Here is a 14,582-nt window from a genome sequence, read left to right on the forward strand (position 1 = left end):
CGCAAAGTGACCTTCCCCGCATGGCACGCCGCCGCCCCGGCCCGTGAGGCGCGGCCATGAAGCTCACGGTCTGGACATACGAGGGCCCGCCCCATGTCGGCGCCATGCGCGTCGCCACCGCGATGAAGGGGCTGCACTACGTGCTGCACGCGCCCCAGGGCGACACCTATGCCGACCTTCTGTTCACCATGATCGAGCGGCGCAACCACCGCCCGCCGGTGACCTATACGACCTTCCAGGCGCGCGACCTCGGCTCGGACACGGCGAACCTTTTCAAGACCGCCTGCCTCGAGGCCTACGACCGCTTCCAGCCGCAGGCGATGATCGTCGGCGCCTCCTGCACCGCCGAGCTGATCCAGGACGACCCCGGCGGCATGTCCGAGACCCTGGGCCTGCCGATCCCGGTGGTGCCGCTGGAGCTGCCCTCCTACCAGCGCAAGGAGAACTTCGGCGCGGATGAGACCCTGTTCCAACTGGTGCGCGCCCTCGCGCGGCCGATGGAGAAGACCGCGCGGCCCAGCGCCAACCTGATCGGGCCGACCGCGCTGGGCTTCCGCCACCGCGACGACATCACCGAGGTGAAGGCGCTCCTCGAGGAGATGGGCGTGGCGGTCAACGTGGTCGCGCCCTTCGACGCGACGCCGGCCGATCTGACCCGTCTCGGGGCCGCGCATCTCAACGTGCTGATGTATCCCGAAACCGGTGAAAGCGCCTGCCGCTGGATGCAGCGCGAGCTGGGCCTGCCCTATACAAAGACCGTGCCGATCGGCGTCGGCGCGACCCGCGATTTCATCGCCGAAGTGGCGGAATTGGCCGGTGTAGAGCCGAAATTCGACGCCGAGCGGCTGCGCCTGCCCTGGTATTCGGCCTCGGTCGATTCGACCTATCTGACCGGCAAGCGGGTCTTCGTCTTCGGCGATGGCACCCATGCCGCCGCCGCCGCCCGCATCGCCCGCGACGAGATGGGTTTCGAGGTGGTGGGCCTGGGCTGCTACAACCGCGAGATGGCCCGCCCGATCCGCGCCCTGGCGCGGGAGCACGGGCTCGAGGCGCTGATCAGCGACGATTACCTCGAGGTCGAGGCCGCGATCGAGGCCGCCGCGCCCGAGCTGATCCTCGGCACCCAGATGGAGCGCCACATCGGCAAGCGGCTGGGCATCCCCTGCGCGGTGATCTCGGCCCCGGTGCACGTCCAGGATTTCCCCGCCCGCTACGCGCCGCAGATGGGGATCGAGGGCGCCAACGTCATCTTCGACACCTGGGTGCACCCCCTGGTCATGGGGCTCGAAGAGCACCTTCTGACCATGTTCCGCGAGGATTTCGAGTTTCACGACGCAGCGGGCCCTTCCCATCACGGCGGCAAGGCCGTGGCGCGGGCCGGGGACGGGTCGGTTCCTTCTCCCGCCGATCCTGCCCCGGCCACTTCGGCCGGCCTCGAGGTGGTCTGGCTGCCCGCCGCCGAGAAGGAGCTGAAGAAGATCCCCTTCTTCGTGCGCGGCAAGGCCAAGCGCAACACCGAGAGCTTCGCCGCCGCGCGCGGCGAACAGGAGATCAGCGTCGAGACGCTCTACGAGGCCAAGGCCCATTATGCGCGATGACGTGACCCATATCCGCGGCTACCGCATCGTGATCCTGACGCTGGATTCCCATGCCGCAGGCCCGGTGGAGCGCGCCAAGCTGCGGCTTGCGGGGGATTTCCCGGGCCTCGAGATCAGCGTGCATGCCGCCGCCGAATGGGCCGAGGCCCCCGATGCGCTGGAGGCCGCCAAGCGCGCCATCGGCGAGGCCGACATGGTGCTGGTGACGCTTCTGTTCCTGGAAGAACACGTCCAGCCGATCCTGCCCGCCCTGCGCGAGGCCCGCGACCGGCTCGACGCTTTCGCCGGCGTCATCGCCGACGCCGAGATCGTTAAGCTGACCCGCATGGGCAAGCTCGACATGGCGGCGCCGCAAAGCTCGATGATGCGGCTGATGAAGAAGCTGCGCGGCTCGTCGAAGCCTTCCTCCGAGGATGGCGCCCGCAAGATGCGGATGCTGCGCCGGCTGCCGCGGATCCTGAAGCTGATCCCCGGCAAGGCGCAGGACCTGCGGTCCTGGTTCCTGCTGATGCAATACTGGCTGGGCGGATCGGACGACAATTTCGAGGCGATGATCCGCTATCTCCTGTCGCGCTACGCCGGTCCCGAGGAGATGCGCGGCGGGGCCGCGCCGGCGCCGCTCGAATACCCCGAAGTGGCTCTGTACCACCCCGATCTGCCCGAACGCATCACCGAGGATCCCGCCGATCTGCCCGCGCCCGAGGCGCCGGTGGCGACCGTGGGGCTGCTGCTCATGCGCTCCTACGTGCTGGCCGGGGATGCGGCGCATTACGACGCGGTGATCCGCGCCTTCGAGGCGCGCGGCATCCGGGTGCTCGCGGCCTTCGCCGGGGGGCTCGACGGCCGCCCCGCGATCGAGGCCTATTTCCGCGACACCCATGGCGCGACGATCGACGCGCTGGTCTCGCTCACCGGCTTCAGCCTGGTCGGCGGGCCCGCCTACAACGACAGCGACGCGGCGGTCGAACTGCTGAAGGCGCTGGACGTGCCCTATGTCGCGGCCCATCCGCTGGAGTTCCAGACGCTGGGCCAGTGGTCCGAAGCCGCCCAGGGGCTGGGCCCGATCGAGACCACCATGCTGATCGCGCTGCCCGAGCTGGACGGCGCGACCTGCCCGACGGTCTTCGGCGGGCGTCACGGCGAAGGCGGCTGCGACGGCTGCGCCCATCGCTGCCGCCCCGGTGTCACCGGCAAGGCCATGGCGCCCTGTCCCGAGCGCATCGAGAGCCTGGCCGAAAAGGTGCTGCGGCTCGCCCGCCTGCGCCGCAAGACCCGGGCCGAAACCAAGCTCGGCATCGTGCTTTTCGGCTTTCCGCCCAATGCCGGGGCGACCGGCACGGCGGCGCATCTCGATGTCTTCGAGAGCCTGTTCAACCTGATGCACGCCCTGGCCGAGAGGGGCTACAGCCTGACCCCGCCCGAGAGCACCGAGGCCCTGCGCGCCGCGGTCCTCGAGGGCAATGCCGCCCAGTTCGGCCAGGAGGCCAATGTCGCGGCCCATGTCGACGCCGATACCATCGTCCGCCAGACCCCGCCGCTCAAGGCCATCGAGGCGGTCTGGGGCCCGGCGCCGGGCCGCATCCAGTCCGACGGGCGCGGCGTCTTCGTTCTGGGCCAGCACTTCGGCAATGTCTTCGTCGGCGTGCAGCCGGCCTTCGGCTGGGAAGGCGACCCCATGCGCCTGTTGTTCGAGGGCGGCTTCGCCCCGACCCATGCCTTCGCGACCTTCTACCTCTGGCTGCGCAACACCTTCGGGGCGGATGCGCTGCTGCATTTCGGGATGCACGGGGCGCTGGAGTTCATGCCGGGCAAACAGGCGGGCCTCGGGCCACACGACTGGCCCGACCGGCTGATCGGCGAGATGCCGAACGTCTATCTTTACGCCGCCAACAACCCCTCGGAGGCCTCGCTGGCCAAGCGCCGCTCCAACGCGGTGACGGTCACGCATCTGACCCCGCCGCTGGCACAATCGGGTCTCTACAAGGGCTATCAGGCCCTGAAGGAAAGTCTCACCCGTTGGCGCGCCATGCAGGCCGAGGACCCGCGCCGCGCGGAGCTGGCCGCGCTGATCGCCGAGGAGGCCGAGGCCGTCGACATGGGCGGCACCGACCCCGAGGCGCTCTGGCTGGCGCTTCTGGAGACCGAAGAGGCGCTGATCCCCGAGGGGCTGCACATCCTCGGCCGCGAGATGACACCCGAGATGCGCGGCGACTACCTGGACCTTCTGCCCGAGGCCGATGACGCGATGCGCGCGCAGGCCGAGGCGGCGCTGTCTGGTCAGTCCGAGATCGCCGGCCTCCTGGCCGCGCTCGAGGGACGCTACATCGCCCCGGTGCCCGGCGGCGACCTGATCCGCAGCCCCGAGATCCTGCCCACGGGCCGCAATATCCACGCCTTCGACCCCTTCCGCATGCCCACCGCCTTTGCCCTGCGCGACGGCAAGGCGCAGGCCGAGCTGCTGCTGCAGACCCACGCCAGCCTGCCGCGGTCGGTCGCGCTGGTGCTCTGGGGGTCGGACAACATCAAGTCGGACGGCGCGCCCCTGGCGCAGGCGCTGGCGCTCATGGGGGCGGTGCCGCGCATGGATGCCTTCGGGCGCATCTCGGGCGCCGACCTGGTGCCGCTGGAAGAGCTGGGCCGCCCGCGCATCGACGTGATGATGACGCTGTCGGGGATCTTCCGCGATCTCCTGCCGCTGCAGACCCGGATGCTGGCCGAGGCCGCGCTCAAGGCCGCCGAGGCAGACGAGCCGCCCGAGATGAACTTCATCCGCGCCCATGCGCTGGCCTACATGGAAGAACACGGCTGCGGTATCGAGACCGCCGCGCTGCGGGTCTTCTCGAACGCCGAAGGGGCCTATGGCTCGAACGTGAACCAGCTGGTGGAAAGCTCGGCCTTCGGCGACGAGGACGAGCTGGCCGACGCCTTCCAGTCCCGCAAGAGCTTCGCCTATGGGCCGAACGGCAAGGCCATGGCCAACCCCGAGCTGCTCAAGGCGACGCTGGCGCGGGTCGAGGTGGCCTATCAGAACCTCGAATCCGTCGAGCTGGGGGTGACCACGGTCGACCATTACTTCGACACGCTGGGCGGCATTTCGCGGGCGGTGCGCCGCGCGCGGGGCACCGAGGCGGCGGTCTATATCTCCGACCAGACCCGCGGCGCGGGCAAGGTGCGGACGCTGGCCGACCAGGTAGCGCTCGAGACCCGCTCGCGCTCGCTCAATCCCAAGTGGTTCGAGGGCATGCTGAAGCACGGCGCCCAGGGCGTGCGCCAGATCGAGGCGCAGGTGACCAACACGCTCGGCTGGTCGGCGACCACCGGCGAGGTCGAACCCTGGGTCTACCAGCGCCTTTCCGAGACCTTCGTGCTCGACCCTGAGATGCGGGCCCGGCTGGCGGCGCTCAACCCGACCGCCTCGAGCCGCATGGCAAACCGCCTGCTCGAGGCCCACGACCGCGCCTATTGGCAGCCCGACGCCGAAACCCTCGCCGCGCTCGAGGCGGCGGCGGATCAGCTCGAAGACCGGATGGAAGGGGTGGCCGCGGAATGACCCGTCTTGCCGATCTCCCGCCCTTCGGCCCCGCCGGGATCCGCCCGGCCGCGACATTGCACAGCAACGCGGGGGCCCGTGCCCCCGCCGGAAGGAGGCCCCTATGAGCCCGCTCGACAAGCAACCGCCGAGCCACCGCGCCGCCCTGCGCGAGGCCGCCGGGCTGGAGGCCCGGGGCGTGCCCGCGCCGCCGGTTCTGCGGGGACAGGACGGCGAGGGCTCGGTGCAGGTGCACCAGGACCCCGCCATGAAGATCGAGGGCGCGCAGGTCGTCGCGGTCTACGGCAAGGGCGGGATCGGCAAGTCGACCACATCGTCGAACCTCTCGGCCGCCTTCGCGAGCCAGGGCAAGCGCGTCTTGCAGATCGGCTGCGACCCCAAGCACGACAGCACCTTCACGCTGACCGGGCGGCTGCAGCCCACGGTGATCGACATTCTCAAGGACGTCGATTTCCACGCCGAGGAGCTGCGCCCCGAGGATTTCGTGACCGAAGGCTGGGGCGGGGTGCAATGCATCGAGGCCGGCGGCCCGCCCGCGGGCACCGGCTGCGGCGGCTACGTCGTCGGCCAGACGGTGAAGCTCCTGAAGCAGCACCACATGCTGGACGACACCGACGTGGTGATCTTCGACGTCCTGGGCGACGTGGTCTGCGGCGGCTTCGCGGCGCCGCTCCAGCACGCCGACCGGGCGGTGATCGTCACCGCCAACGACTTCGATTCGATCTACGCGATGAACCGGATCATCGCCGCGGTGCAGGCCAAGTCGGCCAACTACAAGGTCCGCCTCGCGGGCTGCATCGCCAACCGGTCGCGCGACACCGACGAGGTCGACCGCTTCTGCGACGAGGTCGGCTTCCGCCGCATCGCGCATATGCCCGATTACGACGCGATCCGGCGCTCGCGGCTGAAGAAGAAAACCCTCTTCGAGATGCCCGAGGAGGAGGACATCCTGGCCGCCCGCGCCGAATACCTGCGGCTGGCCGACACGCTCTGGGCCGGGACCGAGCCCCTGGCGCCCGAACCGCTGCCCGACCGCGACATCTTCGAGCTTCTGGGATTCGACTGATGAGTTACGAGCTCACCCGCGCCCGCGTCGAGGACTACTTCGACCGCACCGCCACCCGGACCTGGGAGGCGCTGACCTCGGACGCCAAGGTGAGCCGCATCCGCGAGACCGTGCGCCGGGGCCGGGACGCCATGCGCGAAAGGCTCCTGGCCGCGCTGCCCGCCGATCTGAGCGGCGCGCGGGTGCTGGACGCGGGCTGCGGGGCCGGGCAGTTGAGCCAGGAACTGGCCCGCCGCGGCGCGGATGTGCTGGGCGTCGACATCGCGCCCGAGATCCTCAAGATCGCCGAGCGCCGCACCCCCGAGGCGCTGCGCCCGCGCGTGCGCTTCCGCAGCGCCGACATGCTGGACGCGGGGCTCGGCCATTTCGACCACACGGTCGCCATGGACAGCCTGATCTACTACGCGCCCGCGGACCTCGATGCCGCGCTCGACCGGCTGGCGGCCCAGAGCGGCAGCCTGGCCTTCACTGTCGCCCCGCGCACGCCGCTGCTCATGATGATGTGGCAGGTGGGCCGGCTCTTCCCGCGCTCGGACCGCTCGCCCCTGATGGTGCCGCAGGCGCCCGACCGGCTGATCGCCCGGCACGGCGCGCGCGACCTCGGGCGGATCACCACCGGGTTCTACATCAGCCACGCGCTGGAGATCCGCGCATGAGCCAGCCGCGCCTCATATCCCTGACGCGGCGCTTCCTGCCTTTCGCCGACGCGGCCTCCGAGCATCTGCCGCTGAGCCAGCTTCTGCGGCTCTCGCTGTTCCAGGTCTCGGTCGGCATGGCGGCGGTCATGCTGCTCGGCACGCTGAACCGGGTGATGATCGTCGAGCTGTCGGTGCCGGCGACCATCGTGGCGGTGATGATCGCCCTGCCGGTGCTGATCGCGCCCTTCCGGGCGCTCCTGGGTTTCCGGTCGGACACCCATCGCTCGGCCATCGGCTGGAAGCGGGTGCCCTACCTCTGGTTCGGCTCGCTCTGGCAGATGGGTGGGCTGGCGGTCATGCCCTTCGCGCTTCTGGTGCTCGGCGGCGACGTGGTCCACCAGGTGCCCTTCGCGGGCGAGGTGCTGGCGGCGCTGGCCTTCCTGATGACCGGGCTCGGGCTGCATATGACCCAGACCGCCGGCCTGGCGCTCGCCAGCGACCGCGCCACCGAGGAGACCCGGCCGCGCGTCGTGGCGCTTCTCTACGTGATGTTCCTTCTCGGCATGGGGCTTTCGGCCGTGGTGATCGGCTGGCTCCTGCGCGACTACTCGAGTCTGCGGCTCATCCGCGTGGTGCAGGGCGCCGCGGTGGCGGGGCTGGTCCTGAACCTCGTGGCGCTCTGGAAGCAGGAGCGCGTCCGCCCGATGAGCGCCGCGGAGCGCGCCGCGCCCCGGCCGAGCTTTGCCGCGGCCTGGCGCGACTTCGCCCAGGGCGGGGTCGCGGGCCGGCTTCTGGTGGTGGTCTTCCTCGGGACCATGGGCTTCAACATGCAGGACGTGCTGCTCGAACCCTACGGCGGCGAGATCCTCGGGCTCTCGGTCTCTTCGACGACGCTTCTGACCGCGATGTGGGCGGCGGGCGCGCTTCTGGGCTTTGCCTTCGCGGGCCGGATGCTGGCGCGGCGCGCCAATCCCTACCGCATGGCGGCGGCGGGCGTGCTGGTGGGCGTCGCGGCCTTCTCGGTGGTGATCTTCGCCGCGCCGATGTCCTCGACACTGCTGTTCTTCGCGGGCGCCGGGCTGATCGGGCTTGGCGGCGGCTATTTCGCGGTCTCCACGCTGATGGCGGCCATGACCATGCCGGCCGAAGGGCTGGCCGGGCGCGGCCTGGCGCTGGGCGCCTGGGGCGCGGCGCAGGCCACGGCGGCGGGGCTTTCCACCGCGATCGGCGGCGGCCTGCGCGACTGGGTCAACATTCACGCGATGGCGGGGGATCTCGGCCCCGCGCTCGCATCCCCGGCGACGGGCTATTCCGTCGTCTATCACCTCGAGATCGGTCTGCTTTTCGTCACCCTCGCGGCGCTCGGGCCGCTGGTGAGCCGGGCGCTGCACCCCGCGCCGGGCCCGGCGAAGTTCGGCCTGGCCGATTTCCCGACGTGACAACCATGATGGAGGACCAGACAAATGGTTGACGACTACATCTTCGGAAACCTCGACCTGGCGAGCATCTCGCTGTGGCTCTTCTTCATCTTCTTCGTCGGGCTGGTGATCTGGATCCAGCGCGAGAACCAGCGCGAAGGCTACCCGCTGGTCGACGAGGACGGCAGCCCCGCCGACGCCGGCGGTGTCTTCCCGATGCCCGCCGACAAGACCTTCGTGCTGCCGCATGGCCGCGGCACCTACACGGTGCCCTCGGGCCAGCCGGCGGACCGCGACGACCATCACGCCAACATGACCCGCGCCTTCGAGTCGGGCGGCTTTCCCTATGATCCGACCGGCAATCCCTTCGAACAGGGGATCGGCCCGGCGGCCTGGGCGAACCGGCGCGACGAGCCCGAGCTCGACGGCCACGGGCGCCCGAAGATCATCCCGATGAAGCGGGACGGCCATTTCCTGGTCGCCGCCGGCAACGACCCGCGCGGGCTGCCGGTGCGCTCGGGCGACGGGCAGGTCGTGGGCATGGTCTCGGACATGTGGATCGACGAGCCGGAACAGCTCGTGCGCTACCTCGAGATCGAACTCGAGGGCGGCGGCGGCACCCGGCTCCTGCCGATGACCCTGGCGCGGATCTGGGGCAACCGGGTCGACGTGAAGACGCTTTACGCTGCGCAGTTCCCGGGCGTGCCGACCACAAAGGCGCCCGATGTCGTGACCAAGCTCGAGGAGGACAAGATCAGCGCCTACTACGGCGGTGGCGTCCTCTACGCGAGCCAGAAGAGGCAGGACCCGCAGCTCTGACGGGGCGCGGGTCGAGAGGGAGGCGAGCCGATGCCGCATGACGATTTCGCAACCGAGCCCGTGAAGGGCCTGCCCGAGCGCCCGCCCGAGGGCGAGCGCATCCTCTGGCAGGGCCGCCCCGAGGCCTGGGCCCTGGCCCGGGACGCGCTGAGCCTGAAATGGGTGGCGCTCTATTTCCTCGGGCTGGCGGTCTGGCGCTTTGTCGCGGTCGTGGACCTGATGCCCCTGGGCCAGGCCCTCGGCGCGGCAGTGCCCTTCCTGATCCTGGGCGCGATCACCCTGGGGCTCTTGTTCGCCATCGCCTATGTGCAGGCCCGCGCCACGGTCTACACGATCACCAACCGCCGGGTCGCCATGCGGATCGGCGCGGCGCTGACGGTGACGCTGAACCTGCCCTACACGCAGATCGCCTCGGCCGACCTGGCGCGGCGGCGCGACGGGACGGGGACGATCTCCTTCCTGACGCTGGGCGAGACGCGGCTGTCCTACCTGGTCTGCTGGCCGCATGTCCGGCCCTGGAAGATGGCGCCCACGCAGCCCGCGCTGCGCTGCATCGCCGAGGCCGATAAGGTCGCCGAGATCCTCGGCGAGGCCGCCCGCACCCGCATCGCCGAACCCCGCGTGAGCCGCGCCGACCCGTCGACCGGCGCCGCGGCGGTGGCGGCGGAATAAGGAGGGCCCGACCATGTCCAGCCAGACCGCCCCCCGCCTGCGCCACGAGGCCCGGGACCTCGTGCCGACCGCCATGGTCCGGGCCATGGCCGCGCTGGTGACGCTGGTGCTGTGCCTGACCGCCTTCTGGGTCTGGTCGGGCCGCCCGCTCGAGGCCACGCCGCCGGTCAGCCCGGTGCAGTCCGAGCGGCTCGTCTACCTCAAGGGAGAGATGTCCGGCGCGGCCCGGGTGCTCGATGCCAACGGCGTGCTGATCGCCGATTTCGGCCCCGACGAGGGCGGATTCATCGCGGGGATCTACCGCGTTCTGGAGCGCGAGCGGACCAATGCCCGCGTTCCCGTCGACGGGCCGGTGCGGCTCGTCGCCTACGAGAACGGCCGTCTGGCGATCTTCGACCCGACGACCGACTGGGGCGCCGACCTCATGGGGTTCGGTGCGGATAACGCAGCCGCCTTCGCCAAGCTGCTGCGTCAATAGCTCGAAAGGGAGCCGGAAATGGGACTTCTGACACGCGAGATCGAACGGGCGCCCTGCACCGTCGAAATCTCTCACAAATTCGAAAGCCTGCACGCGCATGTGCGCTTCAACAACGGCGCCGTGGTCAACCCCGGCGACGAGGTGACCGTCCAGGGGCCCGAGATCATGGCCCCCTTCGGCGAGGTCGTGAGCGAGGACCGCGAGGCGATCATCCTGCGCGCCTCCAAGCTCGAACAGCTCTGGACCCGGCTCACCGGGGACCTCGAGGTGATGGAGCTTTGCGAGTTCTCCTTCTCCGAGGAGGTCACGCTATGAACGTCCAGACCCCGCATACCGCCGACATCACCAATGTCGACGAGAGCCTGGCCCTCCAGGAGGCCCAGGCCAAGATGGACAGCCAGTTCGCCACCGATGTGGCGATGCAGAACACCCTGCTGACCCCGCGCTTCTACACCACCGACTTCGACCAGCTCGACGCCATCGACGTCAGCCCGGTCCGCAAGGACTGGGACGCGCTGATCGCCGAGATGGAGGCCGATCCCAACAAGGGCCACTTCAAGAAGAACGAGGACTGGGACGAGGTCGACTGGGAGGGCATGGAGCCCGGCCTTAAGAAGGAGTTCATCGACTTCCTGATCTCGTCGTGCACCGCCGAGTTCTCGGGCTGCGTCCTCTACAAGGAGATGAAGCGGCGCGGCAAGAACGGCGACATCGTGCAGCTCTTCCAGCTCATGGCGCGGGACGAGGCGCGGCACGCGGGCTTCATCAACGACGCCCTGCGCGAGGCCGGCGTCGCGGTGAACCTGGGCTTCCTGACGCAGAAGAAGAAATACACCTTCTTCCAGCCGAAGTTCATCTACTACGCGACCTATCTGTCGGAGAAGATCGGCTACGCGCGGTATATCACCATCTACCGCCACCTCGAGGCCCATCCCGAGCACCGCTTCCACCCGATCTTCAAGTGGTTCCTGGAGTGGTGCGGCGACGAGTTCCGCCACGGCGAGGCCTTCGCGCTTCTGATGAAGACCGACCCGAAGCTGACCTCGGGGCGCAATGTCCTCTGGATCAAGTTCTTCCTGACGGCGGTCTATGCGACGATGTATGTGCGCGACCACCAGCGCCCGGAGTTCCACAAGGCGCTGGGAGTCGACCCGGACTGGTATGCCCATTCGGTCTTCACCAAGACCAGCGCGCTGACCGAGCAGATCTTCCCGATCACCCTCGACATCGAGCATCCGCGCTGGCAGCCGACGCTGGAGCGGCTGCACCGCGCCAATGTCGGCATCGCCGAAGGCAAATCCGAGGGCGGGCTTTCCGGGCGGCTCAAGAGCTGGGCCAATTCGGCGCGCGCCGCGCTGTGCTTCGTGCAGCTCTACACGATCCCGGCCAACAAGCACCGCGTGCCGCAAAGCACTCGGCTGGAGCCGGTCTATTGAGCCTCAAGCGGCATATGACAGCGGCCCGGGCGCCAAGGCGCGCCCGGGGTCCGAGCCAGGGCAGGAGGGCGCCGTGATCCTCAGCGATCCCTGGCTGGCCGCGCTGGCGGCGCTCTTTGTCTGGTGGTTCTCCACCGGGGCGATCCTCGTGGCCGTGCGCCGCGCGGTGAGCCCCGGCGCGCGGCTCTGGCTGACGCTCGGCAGCGCGCCGGTCCTGGCGCTGGCCGTCTGGGCGGTGCATGGCGCCGCCGACGCCCAAGGCCTCGCCGGGGTCTACCTTGGCTTCCTCGGCGCCATCGCGCTTTGGGGCTGGATCGAGACCGCCTTCCTGACCGGCGTGGTCACCGGGCCGAACCTGCACCCCTGCCCGCCGGGCCGTCCCGGCTGGGAACGCTTCCTGCGCGCCTGGGGCACCATCGCCTACCACGAGATGGCGCTGGTCGCGGCGCTGATCGTGCTGGGCCTGCATGCCGCCGGCGCGGCCAATACCACCGCCTTCTGGACCTTCGCGGTGCTGTTCTTCGCGCGGCTCTCGGCCAAGCTGAACCTCTTTCTCGGGGTGCCCAAGATCAACACCGAGTTCCTGCCGCCGCAGCTTTCGCATCTGCCGAGCCACTTCCGCATCGCGCCGATGAACTGGCTCTTCCCGGTTTCGGTCACCGCGCTGAGCTTCGCGGTGGCCTGCTGGCTGGAACGATTGTTTACCGCCGGAACGCCCGCCGAGGCAGCCGGCTTCGCCCTTCTGGCCGCGCTGACCGCGCTGGCCCTGCTCGAGCATTGGTTCCTTGTGCTGCCCTTGCCCGACGAGAAGCTCTGGCGCTGGATGCTGCCCGCGCCCAAACCGAAAAACGACCACCGGGAGGACGCCCATGGACTTTGACGCCCTTTTCGACGCCGAGCTCGATCGCCTGCGCGCAGACGGCAACTACCGCATCTTCGCGGAGCTCGAGCGCAAGTGCGGCGCCTTCCCCCGGGCCCGCAGCTACGACGAGGAGGCCCCCGAGGAGGTGACGGTCTGGTGCTCCAACGACTACCTGGGCATGGGCCAGAACCCCAAGGTCATGCAATCCATGCAGGCCGCCGTGGCGGCCCATGGCTGCGGCGCCGGCGGCACCCGCAACATCTCGGGCAACACCCATCAGCACCGGCTTCTCGAGGCCGAGCTGGCCGATCTGCACGGCAAGGAGGGCGCGCTGCTCTTCACCTCGGGCTATGTCTCGAACTGGGCGGCGCTTTCGACGCTCGGCGCGAAGCTGCCCGACGCGGTGATCCTCTCGGACGAGAAGAACCACGCCTCGATGATCGAGGGCATCCGCCACTCCAAGGCCGAGAAGGTGATCTGGAAGCACAACGACCCCGAGGACCTCGACGCCAAGCTCGCGGCGCTGCCCTCCAATGCGACCAAGATCGTGGCCTTCGAGTCGGTCTATTCCATGGATGGCGACATCTGCCCGATGGAAGAGATCATCGAGGTCGCCGAGAAACACGGCGCCATGACCTATCTCGACGAGGTGCACGCCGTGGGCATGTATGGCCCGCGCGGCGGCGGCGTCTCCGAAGAGCTTGGCCTGGCCCACCGGATCACCCTGATCGAGGGCACGCTGGGCAAGGCCTATGGCGTGGTCGGCGGCTATGTGACCGGCTCGGCCTCGCTTTGCGATTTCATCCGCTCCTTCGCCTCGGGCTTCATCTTCACCACCGCCCTGCCGCCGGCGGTGGCCGCGGCGGCGCGCACCTCGATCGCGCATCTGAAGGAAAGCGACTGCGAGCGTGCCCGTCAGAAGGTGCAGGTCGCCAAGCTGCGCAAGCGGCTGGACGCGCTGGGCATTCCGCATCTCGACAACCCCAGCCACATCATCCCGGTGATGATCAAGGATCCGGTGAAATGCCGCCAGCTCGCCGACATCCTGATGCAGGACTTCGGGATCTACGTGCAGCCGATCAACTATCCCACCGTGCCCAAGGGCACCGAGCGGCTGCGCTTTACCCCGGGGCCCCTGCACAGCGACGAGGACATCGAGCGGCTGGTGCAGGCGCTGGCGACGCTGTGGAAGCGCTGCGCGATTGCCCACGCGGTCGCGTGAACGTGTCGGGAAAGCGGTTTCCGCCACCCGTCTGACGGGATAGCATCGTCATGTTGAACAACGGTTATTTGCATGACGATGCTGCGCGCCCTTTTCCTTGCCGCATTCCTGCCCGCGGGCCTCGCGTCGGCCCAGGAGGCGCCCTCGGCCTTCGCGCCCTGTGCGCAGTGCCATAGCGTGACCGCGCCGGACGGCACGCGGCTGGTCGCCGGCGGGCGCACCGGGCCGAACCTCTACGGCGTGATGGGCCGGCCGGTCGCCGGGGCGGCCGGGTTCAACTACTCGCGCTCCATGCAGGAGGCGCGCGCCCGTGGGCTGACCTGGGACCGTGCGAGCTTTGCCGCCTATCTCAAGAACCCCACCGAGTTCCTGCAGGGCTGGCTTGGCGACCCCTCCGCGCGCGCCCGCATGGCCTACCGCAGCGAGACCGGCGCCGGGGCGATCTACGACTACCTGCGGGCGCTGGAGCGGTAGCGGCGGGGGCTGAGGGGCGGGCTGGGCCGGTATTTGCGGATACGGAACCAGCCTCATGCACTGTTGTCCCCGCTGACGCGCTGAGCGCACGGACCACGGATCCCACCGTCTAAATTACCGGGTCAGCCTCTGCCTGCCGGGCACCCACGGTCCAACAAAACCTACTTCCCTCACACCCAGCACAACAGAGGGCGCGCGCCGGACCGGGGGACGGCGCTGCCGACCTGTGAGCTGCGCGCTTTATGGCGGCAAGGTCAGGACTAGGGGTGAGCTGAGTGCGCCACTCGAAGGAGCGCCGGCCCAAGGGGCCGGTCCGGCGCGCGCCCGGCACCTTCGGTGCTATTCGGGC

General features: G+C 69.5%; 13 protein-coding genes. All 13 read left to right on the forward strand.

What is annotated here, in order from left to right; genetic code table 11:
* The first annotated feature begins 56 nt into the window (after positions 1 to 56).
* The 13 genes from bchB to ACX938_RS06055 all read left to right on the forward strand — a co-directional run bounded on the left by bchB (position 57) and on the right by ACX938_RS06055 (position 14,233).
* Complete coding sequence (gene bchB, locus ACX938_RS05995; RefSeq protein WP_232754453.1) at positions 57 to 1,598, forward strand: ferredoxin:protochlorophyllide reductase (ATP-dependent) subunit B; 1,542 nt, start codon at positions 57 to 59, stop codon at positions 1,596 to 1,598.
* Complete coding sequence (locus ACX938_RS06000; protein ID WP_459430355.1) at positions 1,588 to 5,148, forward strand: magnesium chelatase subunit H; 3,561 nt, start codon at positions 1,588 to 1,590, stop codon at positions 5,146 to 5,148. Before bchB ends, ACX938_RS06000 begins: the two co-directional genes overlap by 11 nt.
* Before the next feature lie 247 nt (positions 5,149 to 5,395).
* Positions 5,396 to 6,214, forward strand: coding sequence for a ferredoxin:protochlorophyllide reductase (ATP-dependent) iron-sulfur ATP-binding protein (bchL, locus tag ACX938_RS06005; protein ID WP_232754616.1), 819 nt, complete (start codon positions 5,396 to 5,398; stop codon positions 6,212 to 6,214).
* Entirely contained in the window at positions 6,214 to 6,870 is a 657-nt protein-coding gene (gene bchM / locus ACX938_RS06010) for a magnesium protoporphyrin IX methyltransferase (protein ID WP_459430356.1), read from the forward strand. The genes bchL and bchM overlap by 1 nt, the downstream gene beginning before the upstream one ends.
* Entirely contained in the window at positions 6,867 to 8,291 is a 1,425-nt protein-coding gene (locus tag ACX938_RS06015; RefSeq protein ID WP_459430357.1) for a PucC family protein, read from the forward strand. Before bchM ends, ACX938_RS06015 begins: the two co-directional genes overlap by 4 nt.
* 24 nt (positions 8,292 to 8,315) lie before the next feature.
* Positions 8,316 to 9,089, forward strand: coding sequence for a photosynthetic reaction center subunit H (gene puhA, locus ACX938_RS06020; RefSeq protein ID WP_232754446.1), 774 nt, complete (start codon positions 8,316 to 8,318; stop codon positions 9,087 to 9,089).
* Between the two features lie 30 nt (positions 9,090 to 9,119).
* The gene (gene puhB / locus ACX938_RS06025) at positions 9,120 to 9,761 is read left to right on the forward strand and encodes a photosynthetic complex putative assembly protein PuhB (RefSeq protein WP_459430358.1); all 642 of its coding nucleotides are present in this window, start codon (positions 9,120 to 9,122) and stop codon (positions 9,759 to 9,761) included.
* Positions 9,762 to 9,774: 13 nt separating this feature from the next.
* Complete coding sequence (gene puhC / locus ACX938_RS06030) at positions 9,775 to 10,239, forward strand: photosynthetic complex assembly protein PuhC (RefSeq protein ID WP_232754444.1); 465 nt, start codon at positions 9,775 to 9,777, stop codon at positions 10,237 to 10,239.
* An 18-nt stretch (positions 10,240 to 10,257) separates the two neighbouring features.
* Complete coding sequence (locus ACX938_RS06035; protein WP_232754442.1) at positions 10,258 to 10,554, forward strand: hypothetical protein; 297 nt, start codon at positions 10,258 to 10,260, stop codon at positions 10,552 to 10,554.
* A complete protein-coding gene (acsF, locus tag ACX938_RS06040) occupies positions 10,551 to 11,675 on the forward strand; it encodes a magnesium-protoporphyrin IX monomethyl ester (oxidative) cyclase (protein ID WP_232754441.1) in 1,125 nt (374 codons plus the stop codon). Before ACX938_RS06035 ends, acsF begins: the two co-directional genes overlap by 4 nt.
* Positions 11,676 to 11,751: 76 nt before the next feature.
* Positions 11,752 to 12,555 carry a putative photosynthetic complex assembly protein PuhE gene (puhE, locus tag ACX938_RS06045; protein WP_232754615.1) on the forward strand — a complete coding sequence of 268 codons (804 nt, stop codon included), beginning with the start codon at positions 11,752 to 11,754 and terminating at the stop codon, positions 12,553 to 12,555.
* Positions 12,545 to 13,759: a 5-aminolevulinate synthase gene (hemA, locus tag ACX938_RS06050; RefSeq protein ID WP_459430359.1), complete on the forward strand. Its 1,215-nt coding sequence runs from the start codon at positions 12,545 to 12,547 to the stop codon at positions 13,757 to 13,759. The genes puhE and hemA overlap by 11 nt, the downstream gene beginning before the upstream one ends.
* Before the next feature lie 72 nt (positions 13,760 to 13,831).
* Complete coding sequence (locus tag ACX938_RS06055) at positions 13,832 to 14,233, forward strand: c-type cytochrome (RefSeq protein WP_459430360.1); 402 nt, start codon at positions 13,832 to 13,834, stop codon at positions 14,231 to 14,233.
* The last annotated feature ends 349 nt before the right edge of the window (positions 14,234 to 14,582 follow it).

This window comes from Roseivivax sp. (assembly GCF_054552075.1).

Coding starts and splice junctions, on each gene's coding strand:
- bchB (WP_232754453.1), top strand. CDS start 57: ATGAAGCTCACGGTCTGGACATACGAGGGCCCGCCCCATGTCGGCGCC.
- ACX938_RS06000 (WP_459430355.1), top strand. CDS start 1,588: ATGCGCGATGACGTGACCCATATCCGCGGCTACCGCATCGTGATCCTG.
- bchL (WP_232754616.1), top strand. CDS start 5,396: ATGAAGATCGAGGGCGCGCAGGTCGTCGCGGTCTACGGCAAGGGCGGG.
- bchM (WP_459430356.1), top strand. CDS start 6,214: ATGAGTTACGAGCTCACCCGCGCCCGCGTCGAGGACTACTTCGACCGC.
- ACX938_RS06015 (WP_459430357.1), top strand. CDS start 6,867: ATGAGCCAGCCGCGCCTCATATCCCTGACGCGGCGCTTCCTGCCTTTC.
- puhA (WP_232754446.1), top strand. CDS start 8,316: ATGGTTGACGACTACATCTTCGGAAACCTCGACCTGGCGAGCATCTCG.
- puhB (WP_459430358.1), top strand. CDS start 9,120: ATGCCGCATGACGATTTCGCAACCGAGCCCGTGAAGGGCCTGCCCGAG.
- puhC (WP_232754444.1), top strand. CDS start 9,775: ATGTCCAGCCAGACCGCCCCCCGCCTGCGCCACGAGGCCCGGGACCTC.
- ACX938_RS06035 (WP_232754442.1), top strand. CDS start 10,258: ATGGGACTTCTGACACGCGAGATCGAACGGGCGCCCTGCACCGTCGAA.
- acsF (WP_232754441.1), top strand. CDS start 10,551: ATGAACGTCCAGACCCCGCATACCGCCGACATCACCAATGTCGACGAG.
- hemA (WP_459430359.1), top strand. CDS start 12,545: ATGGACTTTGACGCCCTTTTCGACGCCGAGCTCGATCGCCTGCGCGCA.
- ACX938_RS06055 (WP_459430360.1), top strand. CDS start 13,832: ATGACGATGCTGCGCGCCCTTTTCCTTGCCGCATTCCTGCCCGCGGGC.